We start from the raw sequence: 16,409 nt of genomic DNA, 5'->3' as shown, positions 1-16,409 counted from the left end.
GACGCTTTGTCGCAGCGTCGCCCAGCACGGCAGCGCTGTCGCGCAATCGGCTAGAAATTGGCCGGTGTAGTCGCGCTGATCAGCCGAGCTGGCGCGTCGAATGGGTTACGAAAACGATGCGGCTTGCTGCTTTCGAAGTAATAGCTGTCACCCGTTTCGAGCACATAGGTTTGACCGCTCACCGTCAGCTCCAGACGCCCTTCGACCAGCATCCCGGCCTCCTCGCCCTGATGCGCCAGCATGTCAGTGCCCGTATCGGAGCCAGGCGGGTAAGTTTCCGTCAGAAAGGCGATGGCGCGGCCTGGATGGGCCTTGCCCACCAGCTTCATGCTTACCGCACCGTCGGATATATCGATCAGCTCACCGGCCTTGTAGACCACCTGAGTGTCGCTGTCCTGTTCGAAATCGGGCGAGAAGAATTCGACGAGCGACATGGGGATCCCGCTCAATACCTTCTTCAACGAACTGATCGAGGGGCTTACGCTGTTTTTCTCGATCATGGAAATCGTGCTGTTGGTGACGCCTGCACGTTTGGCGAGTTCGCGCTGCGACAGGCCCTTGAGTTTACGGATGGTTTGCAGTCGAACGCCGACGTCCAATACGGGAGCCCCCAATCAAGAGCGATAGCAGAGGCCGCTATGATGGCGAGGGCGTTCAGAATTTTCAACACACCGGGATGAAATGCCCGGCATGCTCGGTCAGGCAGGCAGCGCGGCTACGACTGATAACTCCACGAGAATCTCCGGCTCGCAAAGCTTGGCCTCGACCGTTGCGCGTGCCGGCGCGACGCCCTGGGGAAGCCATTGGTCCCATACGGCGTTCATGCCGGCGAAATCCGCATCGATGTCTTTTAGATAGATAGTCACCGAAAGGATGTGCTGCTTATCTGTGCCGGCTTCGTCGAGAAGGCGCTCGATATTCTCAAGGGTTTCGCGGGTTTGCTGCTCGATCCCGGCGGTCATGTCACCGCCCACCTGGCCGGCGAGATAGACCGTGCCGTGATGGATGACGATTTGGCTCATGCGTTCATTGGTGTGCAGGCGCTGAATGGGCATGCTTGTGCGATTCCTTGGTTTTGCCATAACGGGAGATATCCAGGCCATCGGTACTGATCTGGGTGCGCTTGTTCGCCAGCAGATCGGCGAGCAGGCGGCCAGAGCCGCAGGCCATGGTCCAGCCAAGCGTACCGTGCCCGGTGTTCAGATACAGATTTCGATAGGCCGTACCGCCAATGATCGGCGTACCGTCGGGGGTGGCCGGGCGAAGTCCGGTCCAGAGCTCGGCATTTCCGGGATCGCCGCCCTGAGGAAACAGGTCGCCAACAACCATGGCCAACGTCTCCCGACGACGTGGATTGAGGGACAGATCGTGCCCTGCAATTTCAGCCATGCCACCGACACGGATGCGCTGATCGAAACGAGTAATGGCGACCTTGTAGGTCTCATCGAGCACGGTGGACACCGGCGCCATGGCGGAATTGCTGATCGGTACGGTCAGCGAATAGCCCTTGAGTGGGTAAACCGGTGCGTGAATGCCAAGCGGCTTGAGCATTTGCGGGCTGTAGCTACCCAATGCCAGTACATAGCGATCGGCCTTCTCGAGCACGCCATCGATCCATAAGCCGTCGACGCGGTCGCCGGAATACTCCAGCCGCTGAATGTCCTGATTGAAGCGGAACTCTACGCCAAGCTCCTTTGCCATTTCGGCCAGCCTGGTGGTGAACATCTGGCAGTCGCCGGTCTGGTCGTTGGGCAGGCGCAACGCGCCGCTGAGCTTGTCTGCAACCTGGCCGAGCGCCGGTTCAGCACGGGCGATTCCGGCGCGATCAAGCAGTTCATAAGGCACGCCGGACGCTTCCAGCACGGCGATGTCCTTGGCGGCGTTATCCAGCTGTGCCTGGGTACGGAACAGCTGGGTGGTACCGCACTGGCGACCTTCGTAATCAATGCCGGTCTCATCGCGCAGCTGGTCGAGGCAATCACGGCTGTACTCGGACAGACGCACCATGCGCTCCTTGTTCACTGCATAGCGTGCAGCCGTGCAGTTGCGCAACATCTGCGCCATCCAGATGTACTGCTGGATGTCGCCGGTGAGCTTGATTGCCAGCGGCGCGTGACGCTGCATCAGCCACTTCATCGCCTTCAGCGGTACTCCGGGCGCCGCCCAGGGCGACGCATAGCCGGGGGAGACCTGACCGGCATTGGCAAAGCTGGTCTCCATCGCGGCGGCTGGCTGGCGATCAACGACCACCACCTCGAACCCCGCCCGGGCCAGATAGTAGGCACTGGTGGTGCCGATCACGCCGCTACCCATCACCAGAACACGCATTGCCGCCTCCCACCCGTCGCAGCCGGGCTTTTTCGAGTCACTGTTAATGCGGAGTATAGAAAGCGGCCAGTAGTGGATTTCGCTATATAACAGGCTATCTTTGCGATTTATTCACGCCATAACGCGCTTTACTGGAGGCGATACACCTATGCGAACCAAGCATCAGACCCGTCGGGAACTGGACAAGATTGACCGTCAGATCCTGCGTCTCCTGCAGGCCGAAGGGCGAATGCCATTCACCGAACTGGGCGAGCGCATCGGCTTGTCCACCACGCCGTGCACCGAGCGCGTACGGCGCCTCGAGCGCGAAGGCATCATCATGGGCTACACCGCGCGGCTAAATCCGCAGCACCTCAAAGGTGGCCTGCTGGTGTTCGTGGAAATCAGCCTGGCCTACAAGTCCGGCGATATCTTCGAAGAGTTCCGACGCGCCGTGCTCAAACTGCCGCATGTGCTGGAATGTCACCTTGTATCTGGCGACTTCGACTATCTGATCAAGGCGCGCATTTCCGAGATGGCCTCCTATCGCAAGCTGCTCGGCGACATCCTTCTGAAGCTGCCCCACGTACGTGAATCGAAGAGCTACATCGTCATGGAAGAGGTGAAAGAGTCGCTGGAGCTGCCGGTACCAGACTGATTCGGCGATGCGTTTTTGCTCCGTGCGCCCTCTCCGGTCTACCCTTCGACCTGGCAAATCGTCCAAGGCTTGAACATGACTCCCCGGCAAATGACCCCACGCGCTCAGCCCCACGCCCCTTCCTATTACGCTGCCAGCGCCAATCGAACGCTTGAATTCGACTCGTTGCAGGGCGAGCAACAGGCGGATGTCTGCATCGTAGGCGGCGGTTTCAGCGGCCTGAACACGGCCATCGAACTGGCCGAGCGCGGTTTGTCGGTGGTGTTGCTGGAAGCCCATCGCATCGGTTGGGGCGCCAGCGGTCGCAACGGCGGGCAGCTGATTCGGGGCGTCGGACATGATGTCGAGCAGTTCCAGCCGGTACTCGGTGACGAGGGCGTGGACAACCTCAAGCGCATGGGCTTCGAGGCGGTAGACATCGTCCGCCAGCGCATAGAACGCTACGCCATCGCGTGCGATCTGACCTGGGGCTACTGCGACCTGGCCACGAAACAGCGCCACGTCGAAGGCTTCGAAGCCGACTATGCCGATCTCAAGCGACTGGGCTATTCGCATCCGCTTAAGCCTGTAGCCCAGGATGCAATGCACGAGGTGATTGGCTCGGACCGCTACGTGGGCGGCCTCATCGACATGGGCTCAGGCCACCTGCACCCGCTCAATCTGGCGCTGGGCGAAGCCGCTGCGGCACAGTCGCTCGGCGTGCGGCTGTTCGAGCAGTCTGCGGTGGAGCGCATCGAGTATGGCCCGCAGGTACGGGTGCATACGGCGCAGGGCAGCGTGCGAGCCGGGCAGCTTGTTCTGGCCTGCAACGCTTATCTCGGCACATTGAATCGAGGACTGTCTGGCAAGGTGCTCCCCGCCGGGAGCTACATCATCGCCACCGAGCCACTGCCCGATGCAGTCAGAAAAGAGCTGCTGCCACAGAACATAGCGGTGTGTGATCAGCGGGTCGCGCTGGACTATTTCAGATTGTCCGCCGACGGCCGCCTGTTGTTCGGCGGTGCCTGCCATTACTCCGGCCGCGACCCCAAGGACATCGCCGCCTACATGCAACCAAAGATGCTCAAGGTATTCCCGCGCCTGGAAGGCAGTCGAATCGATTTCCAGTGGGGCGGAATGATCGGTATCGGCGCCAATCGCCTGCCGCAGATCGGCAGGCTGCCCGACCACGCCAACGTCTATTACGCACAGGCATATGCCGGGCACGGCCTGAACGCCACGCATTTGGCCGGGCGACTGCTGGCCGAAGCCATCTCCGGTCAGGCGGACGGCCGCTTCGACCTCTTCGCGCGAGTACCGCACCCGACTTTCCCCGGTGGCCAGCGTCTGCGCTCGCCGTTGCTGGCGCTGGGCATGCTCTGGCACAGGCTAAAAGATCAGTTCTGAATTTCGCCGTTGCGCTGACGTCAAACCTGCCGAGGAAGATAACAATCGACAGGAGTGACCCTGCGCATGCGTCTGCTACTCGTGGCAGTGCTCTTCCTGGCTGGCTGCGCCGGTCAGGTCGCCCCCACCCCGCCATCCTATGCCCTGCCGGACCGCAGCTCTGCCCTTGCTCAGCGGGTGGACGCGCTGGCGGCTAACCAACCCTCGGGCACATCCGGCTTTCGCGTACTCGCAGAGAGCGAAGACGCGTTTTCCGCGCGCATGCAGATGATCCGCCATGCCGACACCAGCCTCGACGTGCAGTACTACATCGTCCACGACGGGCTCAGCACCCGGGCGCTGATCGAGGAAGTACTCTGCGCTGCGGACCGCGGCGTCAGAGTCCGGCTACTGCTCGATGACATGACCAGCGATGGCAACGACTACCAGATTGCCACGCTGGCGGCGCACCCGAATGTCCTGATCCGCGTGTTCAATCCGCTGCATCTGGGGCGCAGCAATGCAGTGACGCGTTCGCTCGGACGCCTGCTTCACCTTTCCCAGCAACACAGGCGCATGCACAACAAGCTGATGCTGGCCGACAGCAGCCTGGCCATCGTCGGCGGGCGTAATCTGGGTGACGAGTACTTCGACGCCGATCAGGCCTTCAACTTTACCGACATAGATCTGCTGGCGGCCGGGCCGGTAGCCGGGCAGCTGGCGGCGAGCTTCGACCAATACTGGAATCATCAATTGAGCGTGCCGATTCAGCAGTTTTTGCGCAGGCCGCCCAGCAAGGACGACCTTGAACAGGCGCGCTCAGATATCCGGCGCTATCTGCAGAAAGAGAAGCTGAAAGACAACCGCCGCTACCAGCACCTGATGGGCGATCTGCAAGAGCCACTTCTCGCCCGGTGGCTGGACAACCTAATCTGGGCGCCAGGGCAAGCGCTCTGGGATCATCCTGACAAGATCGAAGCGCCGGGAGTCCCGGATGAAAAACTGCTGCTGACAACTCAACTGCAACCGAGCATGGACCGGGTGCGTCATTCGATGAGCCTGATATCCGCGTACTTCGTGCCTACCGAACAAGGGGTCAAATACCTCGCAGATCACGCCGCAAAAGGCGTTTCTGTGCAGGTGTTGACCAATGCGCTCGAGGCAACCGACGTGCCTGCGGTACACGGCGGCTACGCGCCCTACAGAGCGGAGCTTCTCAGGGCAGGCGTCAAGCTGTTCGAGTTGCGCAGACAGCCGGATCAGCAGTACGAGTACAGCCTGACGGGCAATTCCGAATCCAGCCTGCACAGCAAGGCCGCGGTATTCGATCGGCAGGAGGTGTTTCTCGGCTCGCTGAATTTCGACCCTCGCTCTGTATTGTGGAATACCGAAGTAGGCATCCTCATCGACAGTCCGGCACTGGCCAGCGACATATATGAGCTGGTTCAGGAAGGTACGTCCCCAGCAGTCAGCTATGAGGTGCGGCTGATCGAGCGCAACGGCCGGGAACAAATGATCTGGCTGGCCGAAGATCATAACGAGCGCAAGGTCCTGCTGCGTGAGCCCGGCGGCACCTGGCGACGATTCAACGCCTGGTTCAGCCGAATGATCGGCCTGGAGCGACTGCTCTAGGCGACAACCACTCATGAACGGTGTTTCGTGTCACTTCGGCCAATCTTGCCGCGCAAACGGCCGACCCGCTGGAATTCATCCTTTGGTGTGATACCAGGGTGCCATCCCTTGGCTAGGCTACCGAGCGGATGCCGAGCTGGTAATGCCAGCCGCACTTGCTTCTATAAAAATAAAAAGGGAGCGCGACATGTCTCATCGCACATGGCTATGGATAGTGGTCCTACTGGCGAGCTGGTTCCCAGCATTGCTCAATTCTGCCCAGGCGCAGTCCTACACCGCACTGGAAAGCATGCAAATCCATGCGAACCGAGCCACCAGCAGCCTGCTGCTCTACCGTGGCGAGGGCTTCCAGAAAGCGCACCTGACGCGAATGGAAAGCGACCTTCATACGCTGGCCAATACGGTTGAAAGCTACACTCAGGGCAGCGCCGAACTACGCGAGATGCACCAGACCCTGCAAGCCACTTTGAGAGAAGGGGCGGGGTTCGGCTACAGCGAAGATGACGTGCCATGGGGTTGGCCGCTGCAGATGAGCAAGGCCTTGCGCGACTTTCTCACGGAGGTGCGCAGTCAGCAGGGGGCTGATGTCAGCGCCGAGCTGCCAGCCAAGGTCGAATACCTCACCGTGCAGTACCTCAGCCGCGCCTATGTGGGTTCATTCGAAACCGCCCGGGAGCAGCCGGAAACCTACCTCGGGCAGGATGAGCGCCGCCTGGTGCCATCGATCGACGAGCAGCTCGCCCAACTCGACGGCAAAGCGAACCCCGCCATTGCCAAGCTCAAGACACGCTGGGACTTCCTCAAGGTTGCGCTGGAGGATATGAACAGCGGCAACAACAGTTTCAACACCGCATCTGGCCGTCCCTTCGCACCAATCATGGTTGATCGCCATGCGCGCAGCCTCAGTGATCAGTGGATGGCCCTGGCTCGCTGATTCAGGCGTCGACCGGATGCTGCCTCAGCTGCACCGGGCCGACACGCGCCTCGATGGCTTCACGCAGCGGCTCACGGCAGCCGAGCATGAAGCCCAGCTCAGCGGCGACGAACAGCGGCCCGATGATCAGCCCGGTCAGATCATCAACGAACGCCGGTTTGCGGCCTTCGAAGTAGTGCCCCACGAACTGAATGATCCAGCCGACCACGAACAGGCCAAGCCCCGCGCTCAGCCAGATCGTAGTCGACTGCTGCGCAAGCGCCGCGCCAACCCAGACGCTGATCAACAGCACGGCACCCATGAGCACCCCGAAGCGCAAATCCAGCCGCAGGTAGAACAGCGTGGAAGCCAAGGCCGCCAGCGCTGCTGGACTCAGCCACAGCCCCATTGCATCAACACCAGGCCGTGACAGCAGCACTGCGACGGCGAGGACAATCATCGGGATACCGATGAAATGGCTGAGAAGATTGCGCGGATCACGGTGGTAAGCGGCGTACTGCGCGAGGTGGTCAGTGAGTGTTTTCATCGGGCAAGCTCCATGTAGCCTGACTGGCAAGCTTAGCCAGCCTTCAGAGTCGAAGGGCAGTGGCGAGTGGTAATCGAGCGCCAAAGAACATGGCACTTATGCCAACGTGTCCGATGCCTAGGGCTCGGGGCGGTAGCCCAGCCGCAGGCCACCCCAATGCCGCCCGTTCACCATGATCGGAACCGACAGGTCATGCATCAGCTCGCCCGTATCGCGGCTGTAGGTTTGCAGCAGCACCTTTCGCTCATGGCTGCCACAGCGCGCACCCGTCCGGTCGTTGAACAGGCGCTTGCTGCGACTCTTGACCTTGTCGATCTCGGGGTCGCCAATCGGCGGCTGACTGAACGCTCGGTTGTGGGTCGGGACATAGCCGTCTGGCGTGGTAGCAATGGCATAAACCACCGCGTCACTGCGCTCCAGCAAGGGCTCCTGAATCCCCGGCAGAACCTCGTCAGCGTATCGATCGAAACGGGTGGTGTAACGGGGCGGATTGCTCCCTGGCTGCGGCTTGTAATTGCGATCAAAAAGATCATCGAGCGTCAGCCGGCCGGCCTGCAGATCCGCCTCGAAACGCGCCCCTATCGCCGCGGCGCCTTCTCGGGCGAGGTCGAAGACATTCTGATGGTAGGCATCGAGCTGTACCTCGGCGAGCTGCTCGCTCACCGTTTCCGCCTGGCCAACGAGCTTTTCTGCTGCCTGCTCCAGCTGGCGGGTCTGGTTCTCGCTCTCCAGGGCATCAGCGCGCAACTGCTCCACCGCTACGAACAGCTGAGACAGTCGTTCATGGTTGCTCGCGGTGCCTGCTGCAATCTCGGCCACCTGGGTTTCGACGCTGCCTGCCAGATCGGCAATGCCACTGAGCTGAACCCCGGTACCGGCAATCTGCGCCGCTGCCTCATCGAGTTCGCTGGCCTGCTTCTGAATATGGCTGACCACCGCGCCACTCTGCTCGCGAATGTCGCTGACCATCCGACCCACCTCTTCGGTAGCCGACGAAGTGCGCCCTGCGAGGTTGCGTACCTCATCGGCGACCACGGCAAAGCCCCGCCCGGCCTCGCCTGCACGGGCAGCCTCTATCGCCGCGTTGAGCGCGAGCAGATTGGTCTGGCTGGCGATGGACTGAATCACGTCGGTGATCTGGCGGATCTCCTCGGTTCGGGCCGAGAGTCCATCGAGCAATTCACGGCTGGCCTCGGTCTGCGCGCTGAGGTTCTGCATGCGTTCGATGGCGTGCTGCAGTTCCGTACGCCCGCTATCGCTATTGCGCCGCACGGCTTCGGCTGCCTCAAGCGCATGGCGTGCCCGGGCTGCGCTGTCCTGTTCGGTAGCCGTCATCGCTTCGGCACCGCCGGCTATCTCGCTGACCGCGGCCAGCTGCGACTGCAGCCGAATGGCCAGCTGCTCGGCGCTGTATGACACCTGAGCGGCGGACAAGGCGTTGTGGCAGGTGTGCCGCGACAGGCTTTTGCTCAGCGCAGCGGAACTCAGCACGCCCGTTTCGGCTGACGCAGACGGTTCGTTTGCGGTACGCCAGGGGCCGAACCAAGGCCACAGGCCAAGGAGCAGGATGGAGATGGCGGTTAGGGGAAAGGGCAGCTCCATCCATTGATGAAACAGCAACAACCCCAGCAGGGCAGCAGCGTGCAACAGACAGGCCTTCGGGTGAAGGCGGAAGGCAGGGCGCATGTGTGGCCTCTTGTTTTCATCCGGGAATAAGGTGTTGTAGCACCTCTGCCAATAAAGAACATCGTTCCTTAGTGGCAATCGGCCGGCACGAATGACAAAAGGGACCGCATACGCGCCGCTAACCCCGGCTCGCCGGGTTTACCGGGTTAGCGGCTGCTCATCAGATTCTTTAAGCGCTATTGGATCCTGCATATCAAAGCAGTGCTGGCGAGTCCGGCGCGGTCAGCGCGAGCCCCAGCTGCACACGACGGCGTAGCCACGGACTTGGTCGATAACGCGGCTCGTTGCCATAGCAGGCCTGCATGCCTTCCAGAATGGTGAGAATCCGCAGCGGGTTGTAGTGCTCGGCAAACCCAAGCGGCCCCTTGGGGTAACCCAGGGCAACCGTGACGGCACGATCAAGTGTCTCGGGAGAGGCGATACCTTTTTGAGCGATCTCGCACCCGAGATTAACGATACTGGCCACGACACGCTGACTGACAAAGCCAGGGGAATCATTGATCACTTCCACCGGCACCCCATCGGCGCCCAAGGCCTGTCGCGCCTGGGCTTCCAGCGCTGGATCGAGCGCGGGCTGGCGCATCAGCACGCGGCGCTTTTCGAGGTCGCTGAATGAATCCAGGGCGAGGGTGCGCACCGCTGGCAATCCCAGCCGCTCAATACAGTTGCTTGCATCTTCGCCCAGCGGAGTGATCAGGCAGATCGCCTGGCTCGAGGGCTCCGCGCCCTCCTCCAAGACTGCGCCTGCCTGCCGCAATATCGCGTCGATAGTTCCGCGTAGCGCGGGCTCGAGGCTGTCGAGCCAGAACGGTCGATCGATAGTCACGGGTTCGAAGCGGGGCTCGGGCGATCGAATCTGCTGACCGTCTTCGTAGCGATAGAAGCCCTGCCCGGTCTTGCGGCCGAGCAGGCCAGCGGCCACCCGCTGGGCAGCGAGATAGGACGGCGTGTAGCGCGGGTCGTAATAGAACTGGTCGTGCACCGACTCCATCACCGCATGGGAAATATCAAGCCCGGTCAGATCGAACAGCTCGAACGGCCCCATTCGAAATCCGGGGCCGTCCCGCAGAATACGGTCGATCTGCTCGGGCGTGGCGATACCCTCGCTGAGAATGCGCTGCGCCTCGGTACCGTAAGCACGACCGGCATGGTTGACCAGAAAGCCGGGCGTGTCGGGCGTTATCGCAGGGAAGTGACCGGCGTGCTCGGCCAGCTGCACCAGCCGATCGATTATCGCCGCGTCCGTGCGCTCACCACGCACCACCTCGACAAGCTTCATCAACGTCACGGGATTGAAGAAGTGATAGCCGGCCACGCGCTCCGGACGAGAACAGGCGCTGGCGATGCGGGTTACCGACAGCGATGAAGTGTTGGTCGCAAGCACGGCTTCGGGGGCAATCAGGCCTTCCAACTCGACGAACAAGCTCTGCTTGGCTTCGAGGTTTTCGACGATGGCCTCGATCAGCAGGTCGCACCCGGAGAGTTCCGCCAGCTGATGAGCTGGCTGCATCCGCTCCAGCGTTGTCGTCAACTCAGCAGCACTGAGACGGCCCTTGGCCACGCTGCGCTCAAGCAGCTCGCGGTTGAATTGCAGGGCTTGCTCGATGGCTTCCGGTCGGCTGTCGTACAGCCAGACCTGCTGCCCGGCGCTGGCGAACAACTGTGCGATGCCGCGCCCCATGGCGCCGGCGCCGATGATGCCGATACGGGAAAACATGCGGACCTCCTCAATGATGGCGTTGCGACTGTCTGATTTATTGTTGTATTCCGCAGTGCGAAATGACATTCCACCTACATTGACCAAGAGCCTAAAGACTGCCAGTCTCCTTAGCAAGCCATCCGCGACCGAGCGCCATGCCCACTTCCGACTACTCACCCGCCCAGCTGCAGCAGGTTCATGCATCGGTGACCGGCTTCTTTCAGGACATCGGCTGTGAGCTGCTCGCCTACGGCCCTGAGCACGCCACGCTGGCGCTGACCTTACTGCCGCGGCACCTGAACAACGCCAGCAACATGCACGGTGGCGTCATGGCGACCTTGATGGATGTCGCCATGGGCCTTTGCGGGACCTGGGAGCCTGACCCGGACGAGCGCCGTGTCGCCATTACCCTGTCGATGAACATCAACTTCAGCAAATCCGCCGCTGCTGGCAGCCGCGTCAGAGCCGTCGCCCGATGCCGTTCGGCTGGACACAAGGTGTTCATGGCCAGTTGCGATTTGCTGGACGAGAACGATCGCCTGATTGCCTTCGGCGAAGGCGTTTTCAAACGTGGCGCCCTGCGCCGTGAAATGCCCGCCTAAATGACCGCGCTATTGCCGTTGGCTCTGCTGTTCGAGCTATTGGCGCTGATTACCCATGTCCAGCCACTGAGTGTCACAAGCGGCGTGCTGCTGGCTGTGTTCTTTGCCTGGCACTGGCGTTCGCTGATGCCCTACCCCCGCCGGCTTGGGATGGTCACCCTGGCGCTGCTCGGATACTGGCTTCTTTCTGGCGAGGCGAACTGGCAGCAGGCCTCGCGCATGCTGTCCTCGGCGGCCTACTACGCCGCCTTTATCGGCGCATTGGGCCTGATGCACTGCCTGGTCAAGCGGCTGCGTCAACTTAGCGAGCTACATCGGCTGCTGCTCGCTGGCCCGCGCGCATGGCTTTATCCGGGCTACCTGATGAGTACTTTCGCGATCAGCTCCGTGCTCAGCTTCGGCATGCTCAACCTGATCTGCGGCTCGCTTGAACGCCATATGGAAGGGCGGCATTACAGCGAAACCCAACGGCGTGAGGGTCGCCGCGGCGTGATGGTTACCGCATTACGCGGGTTCGCACTGGTGCCGCTGCTGGCACCCACGAGCGTTGCGGTCGCGATCCTGACCCGTGAATTACCCGGCCTGAGCTGGAGTGCGCTCTTGCCATTCGGTCTGCTCGGCGGTGCGATTATGTTGCTGTTTGGCTGGCGCACCGAGAACCGGCGTCTGCAACAGTTGGTCGATCATCTGCCTGACGCGGCGGGCGCTGATTCGCATCAGCCCGCCGGGAGCCTGCGTGGTCTCTTTTTCGGCAGCCTGATCGGGATCGGACTGATCGCCTTGCTCGCCGCGCTGACGTGGCTGTCGGCGACCCAGGCCGCGATGCTGCTAGTGCCGCTCTCAGTGGTCGCAATTCTGCTCTGGCAACGCATCGCCCCGCGGCAGGTCTTCCGCGAAGTCAGCGAAACACTGATCGGCATGCGCAACGAGACGTTCATCTTCGCCAGCTCGGCCCTGCTCGCCGGGCTGGTTTCAGCCATTCTGCCGGTGCATCACCTGGCCGAACATCTGGGAAGCACGCCTCTGGCATTATTTGGCCTTGGCACCTTTGGCGCATTAGCCGTGATGAGCCTGGCGCTGCTGGGCGTCGCGCCACTGATCTCACTCAATCTCTGCGCCGCCTTGCTCGCACAGCTGGCGAGCCAGGGCCTGGAGGTGATGCAGCCTGCGGTAGCCCTGCTGTTCGGGTTTTCCCTGGCGATGCTGCTCTCACCTTATGGACCCTCCGCCTTATTGCTGGCCCGCCACGCGCAGCTGTCGCCCTGGCGGATAGCCGTCGGCTGGAACGGCCGCTTCGTGCTCAGCGTTTTGATCCCGTTGCTATTGATACCGCTGCTGGCGTGAGCAACCTTGGCTTACATCCAGCCGTATTCAGCCATCGACAATGGTTCGCCGTCGCCGACAATGAAATGATCGAGCACGCGCACGTCGATCAACGCCAAGGCATCGGTGAGTTTGCGAGTCAGCTGGCGATCGGCCTGGCTAGGTTCTGCGACGCCAGAAGGATGGTTATGGGTCAGGATGACGGCTGCAGCATTCTGTGCCAGCGCGCGCTTGACCACCTGTCTCGGGTAAACGCTGGCACCGTCGATGGTCCCGTGAAAGAGCACCTCGAACGCAAGCACCCGATGCTTGGAGTCGAGGAACAGGCAGGCGAAGAGTTCGTGTTGTTCATGCCGCAAGCGGGCCTTGAGGTAATCACGCACTGCCTGCGGGCTCTCAAGCGCGGAATCGCGGCGAATGCGCTCGGCAAGGTGGCGACGCGCCATTTCCAGGACAGCCTGGAGCTGCGCGAATTTCGCAGTACCCAGTCCCAGGTGCGAACCGAATTGCTCCAGATCGCTTTCCAGCAGCGCGCGCAGGCTGCCGAACTCGTTAAGCAGGTGCCGGGCCAGATCCACCGCGCTTTTACCGGACACGCCGGTGCGCAAAAAGATTGCCAGCAGCTCGGCGTCCGAAAGTGCCGAAGCACCTTGTTCCAGAAGCTTTTCCCGCGGTCGTTCCGCCGCGGGCCAGTCACGAATGCTCATGCTTTCTCCCTGTTGAGCGTGCCCTATTTCCCTTTGGGCCCTGTGCTATCTTAGCGGCCTTTTGACCAGCGTCACCGGCTTCCGCCGGAACCAGTTCTCACCACGCAACAAGGCAGGCCTATGCAGCGGCTTTATCGTAAACGCATCGTCCTGGGTGTCGGCGGCGGCATCGCCGCTTACAAGAGTGCCGAGCTGGTGCGCCGGCTCCGTGATCAAGGCGCCGAGGTTCGGGTGGTAATGACCAGTGGGGGTCGTGAATTCATCACGCCGCTCACGCTCCAGGCACTGTCCGGGCATCCGGTACACCTGGATCTGCTCGACCCAGCCGCCGAGGCTGCCATGGGCCATATCGAGCTGGCTCGTTGGGCCGATCTCGTCCTGATCGCCCCTGCCACCGCCGATCTCATGGCGCGTCTGGCCCAGGGCGTCGCCAATGATCTGCTGACGACGTTGGTACTAGCGACCAACGCACCCGTCGCGCTGGCACCGGCGATGAATCAGGCCATGTGGGCCGACCCTGCCACCCAGGCCAATCGCGCGCTTCTGCAGCAGCGCGGCATCAGGATGTTCGGGCCTGCGTCAGGCAGTCAGGCCTGCGGCGACGTCGGCATGGGCAGAATGCTGGAAGCTGACGATCTGGCCCAGGCCGCCGCCGATTGCTTCGAACGCAGCCTGCTGACCGGCAAACATCTGCTGATCACAGCCGGTCCCACTCAGGAAAACATCGACCCGGTGCGCTACATCACCAACCACAGCTCGGGAAAGATGGGCTTCGCCCTTGCCGAGGCGGCAGCTGAAGCTGGCGCTCGGGTCACCCTGGTAGCGGGCCCGGTGTTTTTGCCAACACCAGACAGGGTTCAGAGAATCGATGTAGTCAGCGCCCGCGACATGCTCGCCGCCTGCGAAGCTGCGATGCCCTGCGATCTGTTCATCGCTGCCGCAGCCGTCGCTGACTACCGCCCAGAAGTGGTCGCGCCGCACAAATTGAAGAAAGACCCCACCAGCGGCGACGGACTGCTGCTGCAGATGGTCCGCAACCCCGACATCCTTGCCACGCTGGCCGGGCGTGCAGATCGCCCGTTCAGTGTTGGTTTTGCCGCCGAAACGGAAAACCTGCTGGAGTACGCGACACGCAAACTGCGCGACAAGAATCTCGACCTGATCGTGGCCAACGACGTAGCCAACCCCAGCATTGGTTTCAACAGTGAAGAAAATGCCGTCACCGTGATCGACCGCCAGCAGCATGAAACCCGCTTCAGCCAGGCCAGCAAGGGCCACATCGCCCGCCAGCTGATCGCCTTTATCGCCGACCGTTACCACCAGGCCTGACCAATAATGCACAAACTCCAAGCCAAGATTCTCGATCCCCGCCTGGGCCAGGATTTCCCCCTGCCCGATTACGCCACCAGCGGTTCGGCAGGCCTAGACCTGCGTGCCATGCTGCAGTCTGACGCGACGCTTGAACCGGGCCAGACCCTGCTCATCCCCACCGGACTATCGATTCATATCGCCGACCCGAATCTGGCTGCTCTGGTGCTGCCCCGCTCCGGCCTGGGCCACAAGCACGGCATCGTGCTCGGCAACCTGGTCGGCCTGATCGATTCCGACTACCAGGGCGAGCTGATGGTGTCCTGCTGGAACCGTGGCCAGACCAGCTTCACCATTGCCGTGGGCGAACGCATTGCACAGTTGATGCTGGTCCCAGTGATCCAGGCGCAGTTCGAACTGGTCAGCGAGTTCGACAATAGTGAGCGTGGCGCCGGCGGCTTTGGCCATTCCGGCAGCCATTGAGGCATTTCTCACTTATTCAGGATGATCGAGGAGCTCCATGAAACTCTTCAAGCGCACGGCCAAGGACGACGGCGTTCTCAACCCCGCCGACACCCAATCATCACCAGCCCGTCGCAACAACGGGCTCAAAATGCTCATTCCCGGCTTGCTGCCAGGCTTGGCGGGTCTCGTCGCGGCCGGCGTCTTGCTCGGGATTGCCTACCAATCCAGCGGGCAACAGCATGCTGCCGAACTTGCCGAGGCGTGGGGCCGTAGTCAGGCATCCGCGGTCGACCAAGCCCTGCGCCAACTCGCCGAAGATACCCAGGCGGCTGTCCGCGACCCGCAACTGCTGGACGCCCTGCGCAGCGAGCAGCCCGGCCAGATGCGCGCCGCCGAGCGCGAACTGGGTTACCGGGACGGCGTGATCGATGTCCACATCAGCGCACGCGGCCAGGCGCGGCAGGACTCTGACCGCCCGGGGCCGTTGAACTTCGCCGCGCTGGACCTGCTTCAGCGTGCTGAAAACGGCGCCGCACCGGCACCCGAAGCATTCAAAGTGGGCGATCGCTGGCTGCTGTACAGTGCCGCGGCTCTGCGCCGCAACCCGCAACAACCGGTCGAAGGTACATTACTGTTGGTGACCAGCCTGGAGCGCTTTCTAACGACGCTGCCCGCGCTGCCCGCCGACGCAGGCCAGCTTCGCCTGGTACAACAATTCAGCAATGCACCGGCACAGACACTCGCTCAGCGCGGTTCGACATCAGCGTCGGGCGAAGCCATTCCGCTGCCCTCAACCAATCCGAACTGGCAAGTCAGCTTTGTACCGAGTTCGTCCGCAAGCACCACTGCGATATCTCCACTCCTGCTGCTCGTCGCCGCCTTGGCAGCGCTGTGTGGATTGCTGCTGGGCCTGCACACAGTGCTAAGTACCCAGCAACGTCGACTTCGCGAGGACGTCATGAACCTGGGTCGCATGGTGCAGGAACTCTCGAACGGCAAGACCATCAAATCACCGACTTTGAGCCTGCCAGCACTTGATGCGCTGGCCAAGAGTCTGGCCAGACTGCCGCAGCGCGCCCCCGCAGCGGCACCGACCAAAGCTGCCGCTGCACCACAGCCAGCGGTCCGAAAAGCAGCAACTAACGAGTACGTCGATCCTTTGTTTCAGGACACCGATATTCTCGACATCGACATTCT

General features: G+C 61.8%; 15 protein-coding genes. 8 read left to right on the top strand and 7 right to left on the bottom strand.

Translation table 11 applies throughout. From position 1 onward, the window contains the following. Positions 1-50: 50 nt before the first annotated feature. The 3 genes from NA619_RS04755 to dadA form a co-directional block, all read right to left on the bottom strand. Complete coding sequence (locus NA619_RS04755) at positions 51-599, bottom strand: cupin domain-containing protein (RefSeq protein WP_122167136.1); 549 nt, start codon at positions 597-599, stop codon at positions 51-53. Between the two features lie 99 nt (positions 600-698). Further along, on the bottom strand, positions 699-1,055 hold the full coding sequence (locus NA619_RS04750; protein ID WP_255960450.1) for a RidA family protein: 357 nt from the start codon (positions 1,053-1,055) through the stop codon (positions 699-701). Further along, entirely contained in the window at positions 1,027-2,328 is a 1,302-nt protein-coding gene (gene dadA, locus NA619_RS04745) for a D-amino acid dehydrogenase (RefSeq protein WP_255960449.1), read from the bottom strand. Before dadA ends, NA619_RS04750 begins: the two co-directional genes overlap by 29 nt. Positions 2,329-2,476: 148 nt before the next feature. On the opposite strand from dadA, the gene NA619_RS04740 reads away from it, so the two are divergent. From NA619_RS04740 to NA619_RS04725, 4 genes are all read left to right on the top strand, one after another. Then, positions 2,477-2,965, top strand: coding sequence for an Lrp/AsnC ligand binding domain-containing protein (locus NA619_RS04740; RefSeq protein WP_021207170.1), 489 nt, complete (start codon positions 2,477-2,479; stop codon positions 2,963-2,965). A 75-nt stretch (positions 2,966-3,040) separates the two neighbouring features. Further along, complete coding sequence (locus tag NA619_RS04735; protein ID WP_255960446.1) at positions 3,041-4,351, top strand: NAD(P)/FAD-dependent oxidoreductase; 1,311 nt, start codon at positions 3,041-3,043, stop codon at positions 4,349-4,351. 60 nt (positions 4,352-4,411) lie between these two features. Then, positions 4,412-5,962, top strand: coding sequence for a phospholipase D family protein (locus NA619_RS04730; RefSeq protein ID WP_255960831.1), 1,551 nt, complete (start codon positions 4,412-4,414; stop codon positions 5,960-5,962). A 187-nt stretch (positions 5,963-6,149) separates the two neighbouring features. Continuing rightward, positions 6,150-6,896, top strand: a complete 747-nt coding sequence (locus NA619_RS04725) for a hypothetical protein (RefSeq protein WP_255960444.1) — start codon at positions 6,150-6,152, stop codon at positions 6,894-6,896. Between the two features lies 1 nt (position 6,897). Here NA619_RS04725 and NA619_RS04720 read toward each other — a convergent pair whose 3' ends face one another. The 3 genes from NA619_RS04720 to NA619_RS04710 form a co-directional block, all read right to left on the bottom strand. Then, positions 6,898-7,422 carry a DUF962 domain-containing protein gene (locus NA619_RS04720; RefSeq protein WP_255960441.1) on the bottom strand — a complete coding sequence of 175 codons (525 nt, stop codon included), beginning with the start codon at positions 7,420-7,422 and terminating at the stop codon, positions 6,898-6,900. Between the two features lie 117 nt (positions 7,423-7,539). After that, complete coding sequence (locus tag NA619_RS04715) at positions 7,540-9,108, bottom strand: methyl-accepting chemotaxis protein (protein ID WP_272891642.1); 1,569 nt, start codon at positions 9,106-9,108, stop codon at positions 7,540-7,542. Positions 9,109-9,301: 193 nt separating this feature from the next. Beyond that, positions 9,302-10,825: a 3-hydroxyacyl-CoA dehydrogenase gene (locus tag NA619_RS04710; protein ID WP_255960438.1), complete on the bottom strand. Its 1,524-nt coding sequence runs from the start codon at positions 10,823-10,825 to the stop codon at positions 9,302-9,304. A gap of 137 nt (positions 10,826-10,962) precedes the next feature. Between NA619_RS04710 and NA619_RS04705 the strand changes: the two genes are divergently transcribed. Further along, on the top strand, positions 10,963-11,409 hold the full coding sequence (locus NA619_RS04705) for a PaaI family thioesterase (RefSeq protein WP_255960437.1): 447 nt from the start codon (positions 10,963-10,965) through the stop codon (positions 11,407-11,409). Beyond that, complete coding sequence (locus NA619_RS04700; protein WP_255960436.1) at positions 11,410-12,753, top strand: hypothetical protein; 1,344 nt, start codon at positions 11,410-11,412, stop codon at positions 12,751-12,753. Between the two features lie 11 nt (positions 12,754-12,764). Here the strand turns inward: NA619_RS04700 and radC are convergent, their stop codons facing one another. Next, positions 12,765-13,439: a RadC family protein gene (radC, locus tag NA619_RS04695; protein WP_255960434.1), complete on the bottom strand. Its 675-nt coding sequence runs from the start codon at positions 13,437-13,439 to the stop codon at positions 12,765-12,767. A 120-nt stretch (positions 13,440-13,559) separates the two neighbouring features. On the opposite strand from radC, the gene coaBC reads away from it, so the two are divergent. Next, positions 13,560-14,768, top strand: coding sequence for a bifunctional phosphopantothenoylcysteine decarboxylase/phosphopantothenate--cysteine ligase CoaBC (gene coaBC, locus NA619_RS04690; RefSeq protein WP_255960432.1), 1,209 nt, complete (start codon positions 13,560-13,562; stop codon positions 14,766-14,768). Positions 14,769-14,774: 6 nt separating this feature from the next. Then, positions 14,775-15,230: a dUTP diphosphatase gene (gene dut, locus NA619_RS04685; protein WP_255960430.1), complete on the top strand. Its 456-nt coding sequence runs from the start codon at positions 14,775-14,777 to the stop codon at positions 15,228-15,230. The last annotated feature ends 1,179 nt before the right edge of the window (positions 15,231-16,409 follow it).

The sequence above is a fragment of the Stutzerimonas stutzeri genome (genome assembly GCF_024448895.1).
Lineage (GTDB): Bacteria > Pseudomonadota > Gammaproteobacteria > Pseudomonadales > Pseudomonadaceae > Stutzerimonas > Stutzerimonas stutzeri_Q.
This window is presented reverse-complemented; position numbering and strand designations above follow the sequence as displayed.